Source organism: Streptomyces sp. NBC_01261 (genome assembly GCF_036226385.1).
GTDB lineage: Bacteria > Actinomycetota > Actinomycetes > Streptomycetales > Streptomycetaceae > Streptomyces.
The window spans coordinates 4,305,405-4,326,340 of the sequence record NZ_CP108463.1 but is presented as its reverse complement, the minus strand read 5'-3'; the positions used below and the strand labels follow the sequence as shown (position 1 = coordinate 4,326,340).

Genomic DNA, 20,936 nt, shown 5'->3' with positions numbered 1-20,936 from the left:
GTTAACCGGCAAGCCTGAGCGGGAGGGGGACGGGAGGGGGTAACCGGGGTCGACGGGCTGGCGGAACGCCGATGGCCCGACCCACGTGAAGTGGACCGGGCCATCGGCGTCACTGAGCTGGTCAGGCCTCGGTGGCCTCGACTGCCGCCGTCGCCGCGGTCTTGCGCGGGCGGCGCACCCTCGGCTTCGCCTCGGGCGCCTCCGCCGTCTCCGTCACGACCGGGGCCTCGGCGGCCTTGCGGGTCGTACGACGACGCGGCTTGACCTCCGCCTCCTCGGCCACCTGCGCCGGGATCTCGGCGGTGGCGGCCGTCTTGCGGGCCCGACGGGGCTTGGCCTCGACAGCCTCGGCCGTGTCGACAGCGGCGACCGCCGCCTTACGGGTCCGACGCGGCTTGGCCTCGGCGACGACCTCCGCAGGTGCCTCTACGGCAACGGCAGCGGCCGTCTTGCGGGCCCGGCGCGGCTTGCTCTCGACGGCCTCGACCGTGTCCACGGCGGCCTCGGCGGCAACCACGGCCTTGCGGGTGCGGCGCGGCTTGGCCTCGACGACTTCCACCGGTGCCTCTACGGCAACAGCGGCGGCAGTCTTGCGCGTACGACGCGGCTTCGCCTCGACGGCCTCGGCGGTGTCCACGGCGACGACCTCGGCCGGAGCCGCGGTCTTCCGGGTCCGCCGTGGCTTGGTCTCCGCCACGACCGGCGTCTCCACGGTCTCCACCACCGGCTCCGCGACCTTGCGGGTACGGCGCCGGGGCGCGACCGCTACGGCGTCGCCCTGCTCCTCGACGACCTGCGCGGGGATGTCGGCGACGGCCTTGCGGGTCGCGGTACGGCGACGCGGCTTGGTCTCCTCGACGGCCTCGACCGTGTCGACGACCTCGACCGCCTCGACCGGAGCCGCGGTCTTCCGGGCCCGGGTCCGACGCGGCTTGGCCTCGACGGCCTCGGCCGTGTCGACCGCGGCCACGGCGACGGGTTCGGCAACAGCGGGGGTCGCGGCCTCGACCGGCTCCGCGGCCTTGCGGGTCCGGCGGCGCGGCTTGGTCTCCTCGACCGCGGCCTCGACCACGGGGGCCTCGACCACCGGGGTCACCGCCGCGGTCTCGACCGCGGGCTCCGCCGACTTCCGCGTACGCCGACGGCGCGACGTCGTCGGGGCGTCCAGGGCCGAATCCTCAGCCGTGGCCACGGCACTCTCCGCGACCTCGGACACGGGCGTGACGGGCGTGGAGGTGACTGTCGTGGCCGGCAGCTGCTCTCCCGTCGATCCGTTGCGGTTGCGGCGACGGCGGCGCGGCGTGCGGGTCGTGGTGTCCTCGGAGGCGGCCACCGCGGTCTCCTCCGGAGAGGACGACGTCACGGCCGTAGCCGCCGAAGTCCCTTCCATCGGGGCGCCGTTGCGGGTACGACGGCGGCGGCGCGGGGTGCGTGCCGCGCGCTCGGTGTCGGCGGGACGGGACTCCTCGCGGTTGTTGTCACGGCCGTTGTCGCGACCGCCCCGGCCGGCGTCGCGACCGCTGTCACGGCCACCACGACCGCCATCGCGACCGCCCCGGCCACGCGGGCCGCCGCGACCGCCGGTCTCGCCGAGGTCCTCGACCTCCTCCGCGGCCAGCCCGGCGCGCGTGCGCTCCGAGCGGGGCAGGACACCCTTGGTGCCCGCGGCGATGTTCATTTCCTCGAAGAAGTGCGGGGACGTGGAGTACGTCTCCGGCGGGTTCGGGAAACCGAGGTCCAGCGCCTTGTTGATGAGCTGCCAGCGCGGGATGTCGTCCCAGTCGACGAGGGTGACCGCGATGCCCTTGGCGCCCGCGCGGCCGGTGCGGCCGATGCGGTGCAGGTAGGTCTTCTCGTCCTCGGGGGACTGGTAGTTGATGACGTGCGTGACGCCCTCGACGTCGATACCGCGGGCGGCGACGTCGGTGCAGACGAGCACGTCCACCTTGCCGTTGCGGAACGCGCGCAGCGCCTGCTCGCGGGCGCCCTGGCCGAGGTCGCCGTGGACCGCGCCGGAGGCGAAACCGCGCTGCTGGAGCTGGTCGGCGAGGTCGGCCGCCGTGCGCTTCGTGCGGCAGAAGACCATGACCGGGCCCCGGCCCTCGGCCTGCAGGATGCGGGCGACGAGCTCGGGCTTGTCCATGTTGTGCGCGCGGTAGATGAACTGCTTGGTGTTCGCGACCGTCGCGCCCTCGTCGTCCGGCGAGGTGGCGCGGATGTGCGTGGGCTGCGTCATGTAGCGGCGCGCGAGACCGATGACGGCGCCCGGCATGGTCGCCGAGAACAGCATCGTCTGACGCTTGGCCGGCAGGAAGTTGATGATCTTCTCGACGTCGGGCAGGAAGCCCAGGTCGAGCATCTCGTCGGCCTCGTCCAGGACGAGCGACCGGATGTGCTTGAGGTCGAGCTTCTTCTGGCCCGCGAGGTCCAGCAGTCGGCCCGGGGTGCCGACGATGACGTCGACGCCCTTGCGGAGCGCCTCGACCTGCGGCTCGTAGGCCCGGCCGCCGTAGATGGCGAGGACGCGTACGTTGCGCACCTTGCCCGCGGTCAGGAGGTCGTTCGTGACCTGTGTGCACAGCTCGCGCGTGGGGACCACGACGAGTGCCTGCGGGGCGTCGGTCAGCTGCTCGGGCTTGGCCCGGCCCGCCTCGACGTCGGCGGGAACGGTCACGCGCTCCAGGAGCGGGAGGCCGAAGCCCAGCGTCTTGCCGGTGCCGGTCTTGGCCTGGCCGATGACGTCCGTGCCGGAAAGGGCTACGGGGAGCGTCATCTCCTGGATCGGGAAGGGGGAGACGATACCGACGGCCTCAAGGGCCTCAGCGGTCTCGGGAAGGATTCCGAGCTCTCGGAAAGTAGTCAGGGTGCTGCCTCTTCTGTGTGCGCGGTGCGAGGCGAGCGCGGGGGTCGTGTCAGGACCGTGCCGGGACGTCGGCTGCCTTACGGACAACCCGCGAGGGCAGGCCGTACTGCACGGGACCACTGCCGACGCTCTAGCGCTCGAACCGCTGAGGGTCCCCCTCCGAACGACGTACGCAACGTGCCGTACGGGCGAGGAGGGCTGTCGGGTCGGAGCCGATCGGGCCACCGACCGGGCATCCTCATTCGTGCGGCCCGGCGAATACTCGGCGGGCGCATTACCACCATACCCCGGAATCACGCACACGCGTTGGCCGATTTGGTCACGTTGTCGTCGTCACACTGATTGACCAGGGACTTCCGCCGTGCTGTGAGCGGGCTATTGTGCGCTTCATGACGACCGCTGACAACGCCTCCGACGCACCCGCCGAACCCACCGGAGTCGCCGCCCAGGACTGGGCCACGGCCTCCGTCGACCCGCAGTACCGCAACGCGGTCGTGGACCTGCTCGGCGCGCTCGCGTACGGCGAGCTGGCGGCGTTCGAGCGGCTCGCGGAGGACGCCAAGCTGGCGCCGACGCTCTCGGACAAGGCGGAGCTGGCGAAGATGGCGTCGGCCGAGTTCCACCACTTCGAGCAGCTCAGGGACCGGCTCACGGAGATCGGCGCCGAGCCGACCGACGCGATGCAGCCGTTCGTCGCCGCCCTCGACGGCTTCCACAAGCAGACGGCGCCCTCGGACTGGCTGGAGGGCCTCGTCAAGGCGTACGTCGGCGACTCGATCGCCAGTGACTTCTACCGCGAGGTCGCCGCCCGCCTCGACAAGGACTCCCGCCTGCTGGTGCTCGGGGTCCTCGACGACACCGGGCACGCCAGTTTCGCGGTGGAGAAGGTACGCGCGGCGATCGACGCGGAACCGCGCGTGGGGGGCCGACTCGCCCTGTGGGCACGGCGGTTGATGGGTGAGGCGCTGTCGCAGTCCCAGCGGGTGGTCGCCGATCGGGACGCGCTGTCGACGATGCTCGTGGGCGGCGTGGCGGACGGCTTCGACCTCGCGGAGGTGGGCCGGATGTTCTCCCGGATCACCGAGGCGCACACCAAGCGGATGGCGGCCCTGGGGCTCGCCGCCTAGGCGCTCCGCCGGAATCGCGGCGATGCCTCGTAGTTCCGCCGCGGCGCCGTCGTGGCTGGTCGCGCCCGCGCGGCGGAGCCGCGTATCGACGCGGCCCCGCGCCCCTTTGGGGCGCCGCCCAACCGCACTGGGATTCGCCGACCCCGGTCAGTTACGCCGGGGCGGATCGTCCCCGGAGCCGTCGCGAGGGTCGAAGGAGCAGCGAGAGCGAGGCCGCCGAGACGACCGCCGCGCCGAGCAGGCTCGCCAGGCCGCTGCCGGGGCCCAGCGCGCTGTGGGTGACGAAGTCCCCGAAGAGGGCTCCGGCGACACCCGTGGAGAACACCAGGGGGCGGGTCGGCAGACGGTGTGCGAGCCGGTGCGTGGCGGCCCATGCGAGCAGCACACCCAGCACGGCGGAGCCGAGCGCTTCCAGGATCATCACGGGGGGTCCCTCCCACGGCCGTCGTCGTTGTGCGGTCGTAGCCGGTCATACCCGTGACCTGCGGAATGCAATCCTCCCCTGTGGGTGACTTGTGCTCCATCTGTGGTGGAAACGCGAGGGGGCCCGGTGACCTTCACGGTCACCGGGCCCCCTCGCGCGTTCGCGACTACAGCGCGCCGAAGCCCACCTTGCGCGGGGCCGCCTCGCCGAGCTCGACATACGCGAGCCGGTCGGCGGGGACGAGGACCTTGCGGCCGTGCTCGTCCACGAGGCTCAGCAGCGGAGCCTTCCCGGTCAGCGCCTCGGCCACGGCCTGCTCGACCTCCTCGGCGCTCTGACCGGTCTCCAGAACGATCTCGCGAGGCGTGTGCAGCACGCCGATCTTGACCTCCACGGCTATGTCCCTCCGACGGTCAGCAAAGTGCGCGATCTTCCGCGCCGTACGCAGCACACATTAGCCCGGCGAGGGGGCGCAGATGTTCCGCGCCGGAACGCCAAGAGCGAACAGCCCACGGGAACAAACGACCGTCAGTGGTGCTGTTCGCTGCCGTGCAGCGGGAAACCGGCGATGCCGCGCCACGCCAGCGAGGCCAGCAGCTGGACCGCCTGGTCGCGCGGGACGCTGCGGTCGCTGTGCAGCCAGGAGCGGGCGACGACCTGGGCCAGACCGCCCAGACCCGAGGCCAGCAGCATCGACTCGTCCCGCGACAGGCCGGTGTCCTCGGCGATGACCTCGCAGATCGCCTCGGCGCACTCGTTCGTCACCTTGTCGACGCGCTCGCGCACGGCGGGCTCGTTCGTCAGGTCCGACTCGAAGACCAGCCGGAAGGCGCCGCCGTCGTCCTCGACGTAGGCGAAGTACGCGTCCATGGTCGCCCGGACGCGCTGCTTGTTGTCCGACGTCGACGCGAGCGCGGTGCGCACCGCCTGGATCAGCGACTCGCAGTGCTGGTCGAGGAGGGCGAGGTAGAGGTCGAGCTTGCCCGGGAAGTGCTGGTAGAGCACCGGCTTGCTGACGCCGGCGCGCTCGGCGATGTCGTCCATCGCGGCCGCGTGGTAGCCCTGCGCGACGAAGACCTCCTGGGCGGCGCCCAGCAACTGGTTCCGTCGGGCACGGCGCGGCAGGCGGGTGCCCCGCGGGCGCGCCGCCTCTGTCTGCTCGATGGCTGTCACGCCGCCTCCCAAATGTCGTCCTCATGCGGTGAGCGCCGCGCCGCCATCGTACTTTTCGGTAACCGTGGTGTGCGCGGTGCGAGCGCAGAATTTCACGTACCGGACGATGGTGAAAGTGGCGCGAATGCCCCTAGAAGTGGATGTAGAGGTCGCGGGCGGTTGGAGGTTGAGTGGCTTCTTCTTACTGAAGAGGCTCGGTCCGCCCGTTGATCCGCCTGTTGAAGGGGCCGGTCGATGTCACCGGTAGTCGTCTTCGTCGAGGGCGACGACGCGGGCCTGTTCGGCGACGTCGGCCTCGTTGGCCTTGGCCGGGTCGACGTCGGTCGGTTGTTCGTCGGCGGTGTCGTCCTCGGGGGCCTCTACGTCGAACGGGGTGTCGCTCTCGTCCTCGAAGGTCTCCGGATCGCTGGGGTCGACGGTCATGGCGGACTCCCTTCCTGGTACGTCCTGAGCCTAGGAGACTGTGGGCAGGGGTGCCATGGCGGACGCCGTGGGCTGTCGTAGGTCCGCAGAAGGGTTGCCGTAAGGGCTGCCGTGCGGCTTGTGACGGCGAACACACGAGCTACTGCGTGATCGTCTCGTAACATTGCCGCATGTCTTCGACAGAGCTGCCTTCCGTGTCGGCCGCCACCAGCGTGCTCCCCAAGGTGGCGCCCGTCAGGGTCGGCGAGGGGGAGCGGCTCAGGTCGGTCGGGTTGCCGGGGATCACCCTGACGGTGCGGTCGAGAGACGCGGTGCGCGAAGGACTGCCGCCCGCGCTGTACGTCCACGGGCTCGGCGGTTCCTCGCAGAACTGGTCGCAGCTCATGGCCGAACTCGACGGCCTGGTCGAGAGCGAGGCCCTGGACCTGCCGGGCTTCGGCGACTCCCCGCCACCGGACGACGGCGACTACTCCGTCACCGGGCACGCGCGCGCGGTCATCCGTTACCTCGACGCGGCCGGGCGCGGCCCGGTGCACCTCTTCGGCAACTCACTCGGCGGCGCGATCACCACGCGCGTGGCGGCGGTGCGCCCGGACCTCGTCCGCACGCTCACGCTGATCTCCCCGGCCCTGCCGGAGATCCGCGTCCAGCGCTCGGCGGTACCGACCGCGCTGCTGGGCCTCCCGGGGGTCGCGTCCCTGTTCACCCGCATCAGCAGGGAGTGGACAGCCGAACAGCGCGTCCGCGGTGTCCTCGGCCTCTGCTACGGCGATCCCGGCCAGGTGACCCCGGAGGCGTTCCGGTACGCGGTCGAGGAACTGGAGCGACGCCTCCAACTCCCGTACTTCTGGGACGCGATGGCCCGCTCCTCCCGGGGCATCGTCAACGCGTACACCCTGGGCGGTCAACACGGCCTCTGGCGCCAGGCCGAACGCGTCCTCGCCCCCACCCTCCTCGTCTACGGCGGTCGCGACCAACTGGTCGGCTACCGCATGGCCCAGCGAGCGGCCCGCACCTTCCGCGACTCCCGCCTGCTGTCCCTCCCGGACGCGGGGCACGTCGCGATGATGGAGTACCCGGAGTCGGTGGCGGCGGCGTTCCGTGAACTCCTCGCGGACGCGGGGGAGTTGGGAGAGGGCGGGAAGCCGGGGAAGCGGGGAGGGCCGACGGGATACGGTGCGGGTGCCGATGCCGCGCGGGGACGTCGTGCTCTCGAAGCGGACGGTTTCGGCCGAGGTGGCGTGAGCGGTGCGCGGGGGTCCCGGGGCGCCGGTTCAGTGAGTACGGTGAGTGATGCCGGTGGCGCGGGAACGGGCGCGGGGTCCGGATCCGGCGCCGGGCACGATGGCAACGACGATACGAACGCGGGGAGTTGAGGGGGCGACGTGGGACGCCATAGTCGCCGTAGGTCCCCTGCGAAGGGTGACTCCGCGGACGTAGGCAGCGGTGGGGCGGGGAAGGGCGGAGCGGGCGGGCGGGGTGCTTCTCGGGAGGCTCAGGGGGCGCAGCGGGGGCAGGGGGGCCAGCCTGGTTCTGCTGGTCCTGGGTCCGGTTTTGGGGCTGGGGTGATACCTGGCCGACAGCAGCCTTCTGGGAACGGGAATCCGGGGTACGGGGCGTCGAGCCTGCCGGACGGGATACCGGCTCGGGGGATGCCGGGTCCGGGGACGGTGGACGGCGCGGGTGCGCGGGGAGGGCTGCGGGCTCAGGGTGCGGCCCCTGGCCAACCAGCTCAAGGCGGGCCGCGTCCTCAAGGCGGGACTCCCGCTCACGACGTACCGGGTTTCCCGGGTGGGACTCCAGGGCAGGGAGTGCCGCGCTTCCAAGGGACGCCACCTGGGCAGGATGCACCGCGTTCCGTGGACCGGACTCCCGCTCACGGGGTGCCGCGCTTCCGGGGGCAGCCTTCGGCTCAAGGTGGGCCGCGTCCTCCGGAGGGGACTCCCGCTCAGGGAGTACCGCGCTTCCAGGGGCAGCCTTCGGCTCAAGGTGGGCCGCGTTCCCCGGAGGGGACTCCCGCTCACGGGGTGCCGCGCTACCAGGGGCAACCGCCCGTTCAAGGTGGGCCGCGTCTTCCTGATGGGACGCCGGCTCATGGGGCGCCGCGTTTCTTCGGTGGTGGTTCTGCGGCTGGAGGGCCCCGTCTCCCTGATGGCACTCCCGCGCGCGGGGTCCCGCGTCTGCCGGACGGCTGGTCGGCGCAGGGGGCGCCGGGTTCCGCTGACGGCACTCCGGGGCGCGGTGTTCCCCGGCTTCCGGACGGGACGCCGGCCCATGGGTTTCCTCGGTTGGCCGATGGCACACCGGCTCATGGTTTTCCGAGGCTTCCGGATGGCACACCGGCTCGCGGTGTTCCGCGTGCGCCGGACGGCACCTCCGCGCAGGGCACTCCCCGTTTTCCCGACGGCACTCCGGCCCATGGGTTTCCGAGGCTGCCCGATGGCACTCCCGCGCGCGGGATCCCTCGCTCGTCCGACGGCACCACACGCGCGCGTGGCGGTCATCCCGAGCAGCCTGAATCCGGGGGTGCCTGGGGTGAGTTGAGGGGGCGGAGCGGTGTGGGGCCCGGCGGGGCGCGTGGGCCGCTCGGCGCTTCTCAAGCCGCGCCCGGTACCCCCGGCATGCCCCAAAATCCCGTCGCCGGTACGCCCTCCGCTTCGGGCCCGGGGCTGCCCATCCCCCGGCAGCGCCAGGCCCCTCAAGCCGGTCCCCGGCGAGGCGGGCACGCCGGTCGCAGTCCCCGGCAGGAATACGTCGACGCCTTCGAAGCGGACGCGGACGGCGACGACGACGTCTTCGCGCCCCGGACCGGCGTCGCGACCCACCCCTCCGACCCGTACGGCTCCGTCACCACCTGGACCCCCGAGAGCGACGCCGACGACACGCCCCCTGCCGACCTCGACTCCGCGCCCGGCAAGGGCCGTAAGGGACGGACGTACACCGGTATCGCGGCCGCCGCCGTCACCACCGTGCTGGCCGTCATCGTGGCCGGGCAGGTGGCCAAGGACGGGGACAGCGACGGGACGCGGTCGCAGGCGGCCGTCGATCGGGCCCGGGATGCCAGGGAGACGGCCTCGCCGCAGGCAAGCCCGTCCAGTACGCCACGCCTGGTGGCCCTGACGTACGCCCAGAAGATGTCCAAGAAGTACCCGCTCAGCGCGAAGCTCAAGGGGCCGGACAGGTTCGACGCGGTGCCCGGTGTCGACAAGGCGCCCGGCAAGGGGCACAAGTACACGTACCGCGTGGACGTGGAGAAGGGGCTCGGGCTGGACGGGACGCTCTTCGCGCAGGCCGTGCAGAAGACGCTGAACGACAAGCGGAGCTGGGCCCACAACGGCGCCCGTACCTTCGAGCGCATCTACACGGGCAAACCGGACTTCGTGATCACCCTCGCCAGTCCTGGTACCACTGCCACGTGGTGCGCCAAGTCGGGGCTCGACACCACCGAGGACAATGTGTCGTGCGACTCGGCGGCCACCGAACGTGTGTTGATCAATGCGTATCGATGGGCGCAGGGGTCGTCAACATATGGGGACAAGATGTACGCGTATCGACAGATGTTGATCAACCACGAGGTCGGTCATCGTCTCGGCTACGGGCACGTCACCTGCGACAAGGACGGCGAGTTGGCGCCCGTCATGCAGCAGCAGACCAAGTTCCTCGATCATGACGGTATCCACTGTCTGCCGAACCCCTGGCCGTACCCGGGCAGTTGACCGGCGACGCTTATGTCACATTGACACGAGCCGCAACTTCCATCATATTTTTGCGCATGTGGTCTAGTCATGTTCCGAACCGCGCCGCCATCGAGCTGGCGCTCATCGGCGTGACCCCGATCTGCGTGGCCGACATCCTCTGTCGCTGAACACCGCCCCTGGCGTTCGTGTCGCGACCCGCACCACCACGCCCTTGCCCGTGTGAACTCGGCAGGGCTTTTTCGACGACCTGACGCCTGGGCAGACGGCTGTTCACTTCCGTCTCACTCCTCGTCCATCAGTCTCACTATTCGAGAAATCTCCTGGAGACCCCAGCGGGATCCTCGAAAGTCATCCGAGAGGTCGTCATTCCGATGCGTCAACCGTCCGTCATAGCCCGGCGCGTGGCCGTGGCATCCGTCAGCCTGGCCGTGGCAGCGGGCGCCGCCGCCTGCGGGCCGAAGGACAACGATGCCAAGGCGTCCGGCGGCGACTCCACGCCCCACAAGGGCGGCACGCTCACGGTCCTGAACGCGCAGCCCCAGGAGGACTTCGACCCGGCCCGCCTGTACACCTCAGGCGGCGGCAACGTCCCCTCCCTCGTCTTCCGCACCCTTACCACTCGCAACCGCGAGAACGGCGCGGCCGGCGCCAAGGTCGTCCCGGACCTCGCCACCGACACCGGGCGCCCCAACAAGGACGCGACCGTCTGGACGTACACCCTGAAGAAGGGCCTCAAGTACGAGGACGGTACGGCGATCACCTCGGCCGACATCAAGTACGGCATCGAGCGCTCCTTCGCCCCCGAACTCTCCGGCGGCGCGCCCTACTTGCGGGACTGGCTGGTCGGCGCGGCCGACTACCAGGGGCCGTACAAGGACAAGAAGGGGCTCAGCGCGATCGAGACGCCCGACAGTCGGACCATCGTCTTCCATCTCAACAAGCCCGAGGGCGAGTTCCCGTACCTCGCCACGCAGACGCAGTTCACACCCGTCCCGAAGGCGAAGGACACGGGGACGAAGTACGAGCAGCACCCGATCTCGTCGGGGCCGTACAAGGTCGTCAGCAACCAGAACGACGGTGAGACGATCGTCCTGGAGCGCAACAAGTACTGGTCCACCGCGACGGACGCCGAGCGCAAGGCCTACCCGGACAAGATCGACGTGAAGTCGGGGCTCGACTCGTCCGTGATCAACCAGCGGTTGTCCGCGTCCCAGGGGACGGACGCCGCGGCTGTCACGACGGACACCAACCTCGGGCCCGCCGAACTCGCCAAGGTGACCGGTGACAAGGAACTCGCCGCGCGCGTCGGCACCGGGCACTTCGGTTACACGAACTACATCGCGTTCAACCCCAAGGTCGCGCCGTTCAACAACGTCAAGGTCCGCCAGGCGATCTCGTATGCCATCGACCGTTCGTCGGTGGTGAACGCGGCGGGCGGTTCGTCGCTGGCCGAGTCCGCGACCACCTTCCTGCCGAACCAGAAGTCCTTCGGGTACGACCCGTACGACCTGTTCCCGGCGGGCGCGTCAGGCAACGCGGCCAAGGCCAAGGAACTGCTCAAGGAGGCCGGTTACCCGAAGGGGGTCACCGTCACGCTGACGCACTCCAACGACAAGGACTTCGAGACCAGCCCGGAGATCGCGACCGCGATCCAGGACGCGCTCAAGAAGGCCGGCATCACCGTCAAGCTGCAGGGCCTGGAGATCAACGACTACAAGGACAAGATCCACAGCGTCAAGACCGAGCCGGGCTTCTTCCTCGCCCACTGGGGTGCCGACTGGCCCTCCGGCGGTCCCTTCCTCGCCCCGATCTTCGACGGCCGCCAGATCGTCGAGGACGGCGCGAACTTCAACACCGGCCTGCTCAATGACAAGTCGGTCAATGCCGAGATTGATTCGATCAACAAGTTGACGAATCTTGACGAGGCCGCCAAGCGATGGGGTGCACTGGACAAGAAGATCGGCGAGCAGGCCCTGACCGTGCCGCTGTTCCACCCGGTCTACAAGCGACTGGTCGGCAAGGACATCAGGAACGTCGTGATCAGCGACTGGACCGGCGTCCTGGACATCTCCCAGGTCGCGGTCAAGTAACCCCATGAGCGAGGCACTTGTCGCCTCCCAGGCCGCCGGGACGGACCTCTCCGTCCCGGCGGGCTCGGGGGCCCGTCAGTTCTGGCGGCGGCTGCGAGCGCAGCGCGCCGCCCTCGTCGCGGCGGCCGTCGTCGCCCTGCTCGTCCTGGTCGCCCTCGCCGCGCCGCTGCTCACCGCGATCGAGGGCCAGGACCCCTTCACCTACCACCCCTCGCTCATCGACTCCGCGCGCGGGGGCGTGCCGACCGGCTCCCTCGGGGGCATCACCGGCGACCACTGGCTCGGCGTCGAACCGCAGACCGGCCGCGATTTGTTCGCCCGGCTCGCCTACGGCGCCCGGGTCTCGCTCGGCGTCGCCCTGGGGGCGACCGTCGTGCAGGTCTTCATCGGGGTCGTGATCGGTGTCGCCGCCGGGCTCGGCAGCCGATGGGTTGATCAACTGTTGAGCCGGATCACCGACATCATCGTGGCGATGCCGTTGATGATCATGTCGTTGGCGCTGCTCGCGATCGTGCCCAACAGCTTCCCGAGGCCCCTGCTGGTAGCGGGCGTCATCGGGCTGATCGCGTGGGGCAACGTCGCGAAGATCGTGCGCGCCCAGACGCTCACCCTGAAGGAACTCGACTACGTCTCCGCCGCCCGGCTCAGCGGCTGGGGCACCTGGCGCATCGCCCGCCGCGAACTGCTGCCCGGCCTCGCCGCGCCCGTCATCACCTACGCCGCGCTCCTCTTCCCGATGAACATCAGCGCCGAGGCCGCGCTGTCCTTCCTCGGTGTCGGCGTGAAGCCGCCGACGCCCTCCTGGGGACAGATGCTCACCGCCGCCGACGTCTGGTACCAGGCCGCCCCGCAGTACCTGCTGCTGCCCGCCGGCGCCCTCTTCGTCACCGTCCTGGCGCTGACCGTCCTGGGCGACGGCATCCGCACGGCCCTCGACCCGCGCGCGGCCTCCCGCCTGCGCATCGGCACGGGCCGCAAGCGAGAGGCGAAGGCGGACGCGGGCTCCAAGAAGGCCACGGCTGCGAACGTGAACTCCAAGAAGGCCACGGTGGACGCGAGCGCAAAGAAGGAAGCCGGTACGGAGAAGGAGGCCCAGGGATGAGTGGCTTCGGAGGGTTCGTCCTGCGCCGCGGTGTCGGCACCGTGATCACCCTGTTCGCCATCTCGGTGATCGTCTACGTGGTCTTCTTCGTCACCCCCGGGAACGTCGCCCAGATCACCTGCGGCCCGCGCTGCTCCCCGGAGCAAGTGCACCAGGTGGCGCAGCAGTTGAGGCTCGACGACCCGTTGTACCTGCGCTACTGGCACTTCCTCCAGGGCATCCTCGTCGGCCAGGACTACTCCACGGGCACCTCCGTGGAGCACTGCTCGGCGCCCTGCCTCGGACAGTCGTACCAGGGCGACCAGCAGGTCACGCAGCTGATCCTGGCGAAGCTGCCGGTCAGCCTGTCGCTCGTGTTCGGCGCGATGGTGCTCTGGCTGATCCTGGGGGTCGGCACGGGCATCCTGTCGGCGTGGCGGCGCGGCCGGTTCACCGAGCGCCTGCTGACCGGCATCACCCTCGCGGGCGTCGCCACCCCGGTCTTCGTGATCGGCCTGGTGCTGATGATCGTCGTCTGCGGGCAGCTCCAACTGCTGCCCTTCCCGCAGTACGTGAGTCTCACGGACGACCCCGAACAGTGGGCCTGGAACCTGCTGTTGCCCTGGCTCTCGCTGGCGCTCATCGAGGCCGCCGCGTTCGCGCGGCTCACCAGGGCGTCGATGCTGGAGACGCTCGCCGAGGACCACATCCGCACCTTCCGCGCGTACGGCGTGGGGGAGCGGTCGATCATCGGGCGGCACGCGCTGCGCGGGGCGTTCGCGCCGATCATCGCGCTCAACGCCAACAACGTCGGCTCGGCGGTCGGCGGCGCGGTGCTCACCGAGACGCTGTTCGGGCTGCCCGGCATCGGACAGGAACTCGTCCATGCTGTCAATGTCGTCGATCTGCCGGTGGTCGTCGGCATGGTCCTGGTCATCGGCTTCTTCGTGGTCATCGCCAACGCCGTCGCGGACGTGCTGTACGCGGTGGCCGACCGACGGGTGGTGCTCGCATGAGTTCGGCGGACGGCTCGGTGGACGTCCTGGCGGACGTCCTGGTGGAAGTCACCGGCCTGACGGTCGGGTTCGGGTCCCTGCGGGCCGTGGACGGCCTCTCCTTCCGGCTGGAGAAGGGTGCCGCGCTGGGGCTGGTCGGCGAGTCCGGCTCGGGCAAGTCCACGGTCGCCTCGGCCCTGCTGGGGCTGCACCGCGGCACGGGCGCCGACGTCGGTGGCTCGGTGCGGGTGGCCGGCATCGACGTGCAGGAGGCGTCCGACGCGGATCTGCACCGGCTGCGCGGCGGGAAGGCCGCGATGGTCTTCCAGGACCCGCTGTCGTCCCTGGACCCGTACTACGCGATCGGTGACCAGATAGCCGAGGTCTACCGGGTGCACACGCGCGTGTCCCGTCGGGCCGCACGCGCGCGTGCCGTCGACGTACTGGACCGGGTGGGCATTCCGGACGCGGTACGGCGATCCCGTTCGCGCCCGCACGAGTTCAGCGGCGGCATGCGGCAACGCGCCCTCATCGCCATGGCGTTGGCCTGCGAGCCGGACCTGTTGATCGCCGACGAGCCGACGACCGCGCTCGACGTGACCGTCCAGGCGCAGATCCTCGACCTGCTGCACACGCTGCGCGAGGAGACCGGCCTGGGACTGCTGCTCGTCACGCACGACGTGGGTGTCGCCGCCGAGAGCGTCGACGAGATCCTGGTCATGCGGCACGGGCGGGCCGTCGAACACGGGCCGGTGAGCACCGTCCTCGGGGCGCCGGCCGAGCCGTACACCCGGGACCTGCTCGGCGCGGTCCCGCGCGTGGACGCCCCACGTGCCCTCTCGGCGGCGTCCTCAGCGCCCGCGGAGGTCGTTCTGGAGGCGACGGGCCTACGGCGTGAATTCGGGCGCGGGAAGCGGGCGTTCGCGGCCGTGGACGACGTGTCGCTGACGATCCACCGGGGCGAGACCCTCGGCATCGTGGGCGAGAGCGGCAGCGGCAAGACGACGCTGGGCCGGATGCTGGTCGGGCTCCTGAAGCCGACGGCCGGCGAGATCAAGCCCGGCGGCGGCGTCCGCCCCGACGTCCAGATGGTGTTCCAGGACCCAGTCTCCTCCCTCAACCCCCGCCGCAGTGTGGGCGAGTCGATCGCCGACCCGCTCCGCGCGCGTGGCGAACGGGACGAGGAGAGCATCCGGGGGCGCGTACGCGAACTCCTGGAGCGCGTGGGGCTCGAAGGGGCGCACTACGACCGCTACCCGCACGAGTTCAGCGGCGGCCAGCGCCAGCGCGTCGGCATCGCACGGGCGCTCGCTGCCGACCCGCGCGTGATCGTGTGCGACGAGCCGGTCTCCGCGCTCGACGTCACCACACAGGCCCAGGTCGTCGCTCTGCTCGGCGAACTCCAGCGCGAACTCGGCCTCGCGCTCGTGTTCGTCGCCCACGACCTCGCCGTCGTCCGCCAGGTCAGCGACCGGGTCGCGGTGATGCGACACGGGAGGATCGTTGAACAAGGCCCCGCCGACGAGGTCTACGACGCACCCCAGGACCCGTACACGAAGCAGCTCCTGGCCGCCGTACCGGCCCTCGATCCCCAGGTCGCGGCCCAACGGAGGTCGGCCCGAAGGGAGTTGGCGACGACGTGACGGTGCCGTCGCGACGACGAGACGGTGCCGTCCTCACGACGGGACTGTGTCGTCCCCGCGACGTGACGGCAGCGTCGCTACGGCGCCGTAGCGACGGCGCGGCAGCGGTCTGACGTTCCGTGCGCGATTGATCTCTTAGCGCGACGGAACGCGATCCGCACGGGAAAGTTACGCCCGTTCACCCCTTTTGGTGGCGCGATGGACAACCGTCCGTCGCGCCACCGCCTTGTCCGCATACGTTCGTCCCGCTGCGAGCCGCCGGGTCAACGGCGGCTCCCCATATGGGAGATCGGGGGTGTACCCGTGCGCATAGGACTGCTTACGGAGGGTGGCTATCCGTATGTGAGTGGTGACGCCAGACTCTGGTGCGACCGGCTCGTACGCGGGCTCGGGCAGCATGAGTTCGACATCTACGCGCTCAGTCGCAGCGAGCGGCAGGAGGACCAGGGCTGGCTCGAACTGCCGCCCCAGGTCGCCCGGGTGCGGACCGCTCCGCTGTGGACCGCCGAGGACGACGGGGTGACCCTCGGGCGCCGTGCGCGTCGGCGGTTCGGCGAGTGCTACGAGGAGCTGGCGGCCGTCCTGTGTGAGGGGGACGGCCAGGCCCCGGAGGCCGCGGAAGGGGTGCCCGGCGAACCGGGGGAGCCCTCCGCCGATGTGGCGGACCGTTTCGCCAACGCGCTGTACGGGCTCGCGGAACTCGCCCGCGACGAGGGCGGACTCGTAGGCGCGCTGCGCTCCGAAAGCGCCGTACGTGCGCTGGAACGCGCCTGTCGTGCGCCCGGCGCACTCCGCACGGCACGCGAGGCACGCGTACCCGAACTCCTCACCGTCGCCGCGCAGTTGGAACGTGCCCTGCGCCCCCTCTCGCTCGACTGGTACGAGGACGACGCCCTCGGTTCCGTGGACCTCTGCCACGCGACCGCCGGCGGTACCGCGGCCCTGCCCGGACTGCTCGCCCGCCACTTCGCCGGGGTACCGCTGCTCGTGACCGAGTACGGCGTCCAACTGCGGACGCACTACCTGGCTTCCGCCGACGCCCCGCCCGCCGTACGCGCCCTGCTCGCCGCCTTCCACGGCAGGCTGGCCGCCGAGATCTACCGGCGGGCCACGCTGATCACCCCCGGCAACAGCCACACCCGCCGCTGGCAGGAACGCTGCGGCGCCGACCGTACGAAGCTCCGCACGGTCCACCCGGGCATGGAGGCGACCCGCTTCGCGGAGGTCGGCGAGGCGCCCGACGGCGCGGACCCGGACACGCTCGTATGGGTCGGCCGGGTCGAACCCGCGAAGGACCTGATCTCGCTGCTCCACGCCTTCGCGGAGATCCGCAAGGACGAGCCCAAGGCGCGCCTGAGGATCGTCGGCGCGCCGTCCGGTGCCGAGGGCGAGGCCTACCTGGGCCACTGCCGGGCGCTGGCCGCCCAGCTCTTCCCCGACGAGGCCGAGGGCGTGCACGCGGTCGGCGACAACCCGGTGTCCTTCGAGGAGATCGGCGGCCCGGACGCCCCCACGCTCGCCGAGGCGTACGCGGCCGGCACGGTGATCGTCCTCTCCAGCGTCGTCGAGGGCTTCCCGCTCAGCCTGGTCGAGGCCATGTTCTGCGGCCGGGCGACCGTCTCCACGGACGTCGGCGCGGTGGTCGAGGTCATCGGCGGCACGGGGCTCGTCGTGCCCCCGCGCAATCCACGGGCGCTCGCGGAGGCCTGCGTGAGCCTGTTGCGCGCCCCCGAGCGCCGTGAGCGCCTGGGCGCCGCCGCACGCGCCCGCGCACTCGAACTGTTCACCGTCGAGCAGAACATCGCGGCATTTCACGGCATTTACCTGGAGATCGTCTCGCACTCCCCGGTACGCCGGGTCGTCCTCGACGAGTCGGGCGATCCCCTCCCCTTCGCTGCCCCCGCCGAGTCCCACGTCCCCGGCCGCTGGACCGGCCCGATGGCCCGCGTCGTGGCCCGCGGCGGCCCCGCCTGGGCAACGGCGACGGGAACACCGGCACGCGCCACGACTCCGCTGCCGACGACGGAGGCGGCCCGATGAGCGGCCTCGGCGAACTCGACCGCCCCGGGACACCCGGCAGCGCGGGGGCGTGGGACGCGCGGTCGGAGGAGTGGCTCGGGGAGAGCGGGGAGTCGGAGACGGAGGGAGAAGCGCCGGGCGAGCAGTTGGCTGTCGGCCAGGACGCCGGTGACGTCCGTGTCGCCGTGGACCGTGGGGAAGCGGTACCGGTCGCCGGTCAGGACGACGGTGATGCCGGTGTCGCCGTGGACGGTGACGAAGCCGTGCCGGTCGCCGGCCCGGACACTTACGACACCGCCCGGACCACTACCGCCCCTGCTCCACGCGCCGCCCGCCCCGCAGCTGACGCGCAGCAGCCGTACCCCCGGACGGCGCCCGCGCCAACCTCCCGCGCGACCGACCGCAAGCCCGCCCCCACCCGCCGCGGCGCCGCCGACCCGGTCAAGGCGTTGATGCACCGCCACCGCGAGTTGTGCGAACGGGCAGTCGACCCGCTGGAGATCGCGGCGGGGCTGGAGGCCCACGGCGTCACCGATCGGACCGCCGCCCGCTTCCGGCACCGGGACGTGTTCTCGCTCGCCGAGGAGATGTACGCACGCGTGCCCCGCGACGACGCGGCGGCCCCGCCCTCCGACGCCATGACCGCGCAACCACCCCGAGCCGCCTGGGCCGTACTCGCCCTCCTGCCCGGAGTCCTCTGCGCCGCGGCCGTGACCGGCGTGCGGCTCACGGACGGTCGGCTGCGACTGGCGATGGCCGTCGGCGGTGTGCTCGCCGTGGCGCTCGGTGTACGCGTGGCCCTCGGCCGCGGCCCGCTGAGCAACCCGCCCGGCACGCACGCGTGGCGCACGCCCCCCGGCACCCGCCTGTGGACGTACTGGCTGCTCGCCTACGCCCTCCTCGGCGACGGCCTGCTCCGCGCCGCGGACGACGGCGGACCCGACGGCCTGCCGACCGGCCTCGCGGGCGGAGCCTGGCCCACGGCCACCACACCGGTCCTGGCCCTCACCCTGGCCTGCGCCCCTGCGGCCTGGTGCGCCCACCGCTTCGCCGTACGTGCCCGGCGCAAGCTCGCGACCAGTCGCGGACTTGAGGACTTCGCCGACTCCGTACGGCCGCTGCTCCTCGGCACGTTCGCCCTGTTCCTGTGCGCCCTGACCGCCCTCCTCGCCCTCTGCGGCGCGGCCCTGGGCGAGCCCGCCGCGTACGCCCAGACCATCGCCCTGGGCGCCCTGCTGCTGCTCGCCCGCCTCCTCACCGTCCACGGCTTCACCCGCGCCCCGACCCTCGTGCTCGGCTGGGCGGCCGCGACGGAGGCGACGGCCCTGGCTCTGGATCTCATCGGCAGGCTTCCCGGCTGCGGCTTCCTGGCCACCCCCGTCGAAATCGTCCTGGACGCCTGGGGCGCGGGCGGCATCCCTGCCTTGGCCTGCGGAGCAGCCGCCCTGACCCTCCTGTTCCACACCACCCGCACGCTGACCAGAGCCTCCGCGCACGCGCCGGCGAACGAGCCGCGGTGACGCCGCCGATGACCCGCACCAACCAGAGGCGTCACCCAGCCGCAGGCGCCCGGCCCCACCGCCGGAGGCAACCGCATCACCCTGTGAAGGAGAACACCAGATGATCACCTCCCGATCCGGAGAGTCGGCCCCGGGAGCCGTCCGATGAGGGTCCTGCTGATCGGAGCCAACGGCTACCTCGGCCGCTTCGTCGCCGACCGCCTGCTCGCCGACCCGGCCGTCCAGCTCACCGCGCTCGGCCGCGGCGACGACGCCGACGTCCGCTTCGACCTCGCGACCGGCAGCCCGGGAGCGCTGACCCGCTTCCTCGACGCCGTCCACCCCGGAGTCGTCATCAACTGCGCCGGTGCCACCAGAGGCGGCGCCCGCGAACTCGTCCGGCACAACACCGTCGCCGTCGCCACCGTCTGCGAGGCCCTGCGCCGCAGCGGCTGCGGAGCCCGGCTCGTGCAGATCGGGTGCGGCGCGGAGTACGGCCCCAGCCAGCCCGGTTCCTCCACGGCCGAGGACGCCGTACCCCGCCCCGGCGGCCCGTACGGCGTCAGCAAACTCGCCGCCACCGAACTGGTCCTGGGCTCCGGCCTCGACGCCGTCGTGCTGCGCGTCTTCTCGCCCGCCGGACCCGGCACGCCCGCCGGTTCCCCGCTCGGCCGGCTCGCCGAGGCCATGCGCCGGGCCATGCAGTCCGGCGACGGCGAACTCAAGCTCGGCGGCCTGGGCGCGCAGCGCGACTTCGTCGACGTACGGGACGTGGCCCGCGCGGTCCACGCCGCCTCGCTCTCCGCCGCGCAGGGCGTCATCAACATCGGCTCTGGCCGCGCGGTCCGGCTGCGCGACGCCGCCGCGGTCCTCGCCCGCGTCGCCGGATACGGCGGCGCGCTGCACGAACTCGACGGCCCACCCGGCCCGTTGAGGGCGGCCATCGGCCATCCCCGCACCGACCCCGACCACGCGGCCCCGGTCGCGTACCCGTACCCGGACGGCTGCGGGAGCTGGCAGCAGGCCGATGTGCGCACCGCGCGCGACCGGCTCGGCTGGCGACCCCGGATCAACCTGGAAGAGTCCCTCGCCGACATCTGGATGGAGGCGGCATGCCGCATCTGACCAGCACGACCCCGGGCACCGCGAGCACCGGTGTCCGTACCGGCTTCGGCATCCCCGGCTACGCGCACCCCTTGGTCGCGCCGACCGAATGGGGCGAACTCACCCGCCCCGGCACCCCCTTGGACTGGGTCGTCCTCAACGTCTCCTCGGGCCCGGGGGCCCGCCCCGACCCGCACTGCCTGGAGGCGGCCGGGCGGCTCCGCAACACCGGTGTCCGCGTCCTCGGCCACTTGGACGCAGCCCACGGCGCCCGCACCTTCGGCGACCTGATCTCCGAGGCGCACCGCTACCGCGACTGGTACCAGGTCGACGGCTTCCTTCTGGACCGGTGTCCCACCGAACGGGCCGCGCTTCCCGAGGCCCGCCGCACGGTCGGCGCGCTCCGCGAGATCCGTGACGGCGCCCACATCGTCCTGGGGCACGGCACCCATCCGTACCCCGGATACGCCGAGTGCGCCGATCAGTTGGTGACCTTCTCCGGGCCGTGGAGCGACTACCGCTGGTCCCAGGTGGCCGAGTGGACCGCCGACTACCCGCCCGAGCGCTTCTGCCACTTCGTGCACGGCGTCCCGCGCGGCCATCTCGACGAGGCGCTGCGCATCGCCCGCTGGCAGGGCGCCTCGACCATCTACTTCACCGACCGCACCGATCACGGCGGCCGCACCGACCCCTGGGAGACCATGCCCGGCTACTGGGACGAGATCGTCTCGCGGATCGGAACGGGTGTCTCGGAATGAAGAAGGGCATGGCAGTGTTACCGGGAGAACAACTGTAGT

Annotated in this window: 17 protein-coding genes; 12 read left to right on the top strand and 5 right to left on the bottom strand. The window is 71.6% G+C overall.

What is annotated here, in order from left to right:
- Positions 1-121: 121 nt before the first annotated feature.
- A complete protein-coding gene (locus OG226_RS18615) occupies positions 122-2,773 on the bottom strand; it encodes a DEAD/DEAH box helicase (protein ID WP_329349513.1) in 2,652 nt (883 codons plus the stop codon).
- A 479-nt stretch (positions 2,774-3,252) separates the two neighbouring features.
- Here OG226_RS18615 and OG226_RS18610 point away from each other — a divergent pair, with 479 nt between their 5' ends.
- Entirely contained in the window at positions 3,253-3,990 is a 738-nt protein-coding gene (locus tag OG226_RS18610) for a ferritin-like fold-containing protein (protein WP_329349512.1), read from the top strand.
- A 151-nt stretch (positions 3,991-4,141) separates the two neighbouring features.
- Here the strand turns inward: OG226_RS18610 and OG226_RS18605 are convergent, their stop codons facing one another.
- The 4 genes from OG226_RS18605 to OG226_RS18590 all read right to left on the bottom strand — a co-directional run bounded on the left by OG226_RS18605 (position 4,142) and on the right by OG226_RS18590 (position 6,010).
- A complete protein-coding gene (locus tag OG226_RS18605) occupies positions 4,142-4,411 on the bottom strand; it encodes a hypothetical protein (RefSeq protein ID WP_327407088.1) in 270 nt (89 codons plus the stop codon).
- A gap of 169 nt (positions 4,412-4,580) precedes the next feature.
- On the bottom strand, positions 4,581-4,808 hold the full coding sequence (locus OG226_RS18600; protein WP_019072095.1) for a DUF3107 domain-containing protein: 228 nt from the start codon (positions 4,806-4,808) through the stop codon (positions 4,581-4,583).
- A 134-nt stretch (positions 4,809-4,942) separates the two neighbouring features.
- Positions 4,943-5,587, bottom strand: coding sequence for a TetR/AcrR family transcriptional regulator (locus OG226_RS18595; RefSeq protein WP_328679242.1), 645 nt, complete (start codon positions 5,585-5,587; stop codon positions 4,943-4,945).
- 237 nt (positions 5,588-5,824) lie between these two features.
- On the bottom strand, positions 5,825-6,010 hold the full coding sequence (locus tag OG226_RS18590) for a hypothetical protein (RefSeq protein WP_328679240.1): 186 nt from the start codon (positions 6,008-6,010) through the stop codon (positions 5,825-5,827).
- 170 nt (positions 6,011-6,180) lie between these two features.
- Here OG226_RS18590 and OG226_RS18585 point away from each other — a divergent pair, with 170 nt between their 5' ends.
- The 11 genes from OG226_RS18585 (at position 6,181) to OG226_RS18535 (ending at position 20,897) form a co-directional block, all read left to right on the top strand.
- Entirely contained in the window at positions 6,181-7,386 is a 1,206-nt protein-coding gene (locus OG226_RS18585; protein WP_329349511.1) for an alpha/beta fold hydrolase, read from the top strand.
- An 804-nt stretch (positions 7,387-8,190) separates the two neighbouring features.
- On the top strand, positions 8,191-9,726 hold the full coding sequence (locus OG226_RS18580) for a DUF3152 domain-containing protein (RefSeq protein ID WP_443067000.1): 1,536 nt from the start codon (positions 8,191-8,193) through the stop codon (positions 9,724-9,726).
- A 56-nt stretch (positions 9,727-9,782) separates the two neighbouring features.
- Entirely contained in the window at positions 9,783-9,875 is a 93-nt protein-coding gene (locus OG226_RS18575) for an Ms4533A family Cys-rich leader peptide (RefSeq protein WP_328679234.1), read from the top strand.
- A 204-nt stretch (positions 9,876-10,079) separates the two neighbouring features.
- Complete coding sequence (locus OG226_RS18570) at positions 10,080-11,798, top strand: ABC transporter substrate-binding protein (RefSeq protein WP_329349509.1); 1,719 nt, start codon at positions 10,080-10,082, stop codon at positions 11,796-11,798.
- Between the two features lie 4 nt (positions 11,799-11,802).
- A complete protein-coding gene (locus tag OG226_RS18565; RefSeq protein WP_328679230.1) occupies positions 11,803-12,900 on the top strand; it encodes an ABC transporter permease in 1,098 nt (365 codons plus the stop codon).
- Positions 12,897-13,895, top strand: a complete 999-nt coding sequence (locus tag OG226_RS18560; protein ID WP_328679229.1) for an ABC transporter permease — start codon at positions 12,897-12,899, stop codon at positions 13,893-13,895. Before OG226_RS18565 ends, OG226_RS18560 begins: the two co-directional genes overlap by 4 nt.
- Entirely contained in the window at positions 13,892-15,517 is a 1,626-nt protein-coding gene (locus tag OG226_RS18555) for an ABC transporter ATP-binding protein (protein ID WP_328679227.1), read from the top strand. Before OG226_RS18560 ends, OG226_RS18555 begins: the two co-directional genes overlap by 4 nt.
- Positions 15,518-15,820: 303 nt before the next feature.
- Complete coding sequence (locus tag OG226_RS18550) at positions 15,821-17,557, top strand: DUF3492 domain-containing protein (RefSeq protein WP_329349508.1); 1,737 nt, start codon at positions 15,821-15,823, stop codon at positions 17,555-17,557.
- Entirely contained in the window at positions 17,554-19,056 is a 1,503-nt protein-coding gene (locus OG226_RS18545; protein ID WP_329349507.1) for a hypothetical protein, read from the top strand. Before OG226_RS18550 ends, OG226_RS18545 begins: the two co-directional genes overlap by 4 nt.
- Before the next feature lie 144 nt (positions 19,057-19,200).
- Positions 19,201-20,160, top strand: coding sequence for an NAD-dependent epimerase/dehydratase family protein (locus OG226_RS18540; protein ID WP_328679221.1), 960 nt, complete (start codon positions 19,201-19,203; stop codon positions 20,158-20,160).
- Positions 20,148-20,897 (top strand): spherulation-specific family 4 protein, encoded by a 750-nt coding sequence (locus OG226_RS18535; RefSeq protein WP_328679220.1) that lies wholly within the window; start codon positions 20,148-20,150, stop codon positions 20,895-20,897. The genes OG226_RS18540 and OG226_RS18535 overlap by 13 nt, the downstream gene beginning before the upstream one ends.
- Positions 20,898-20,936 lie beyond the last annotated feature (39 nt).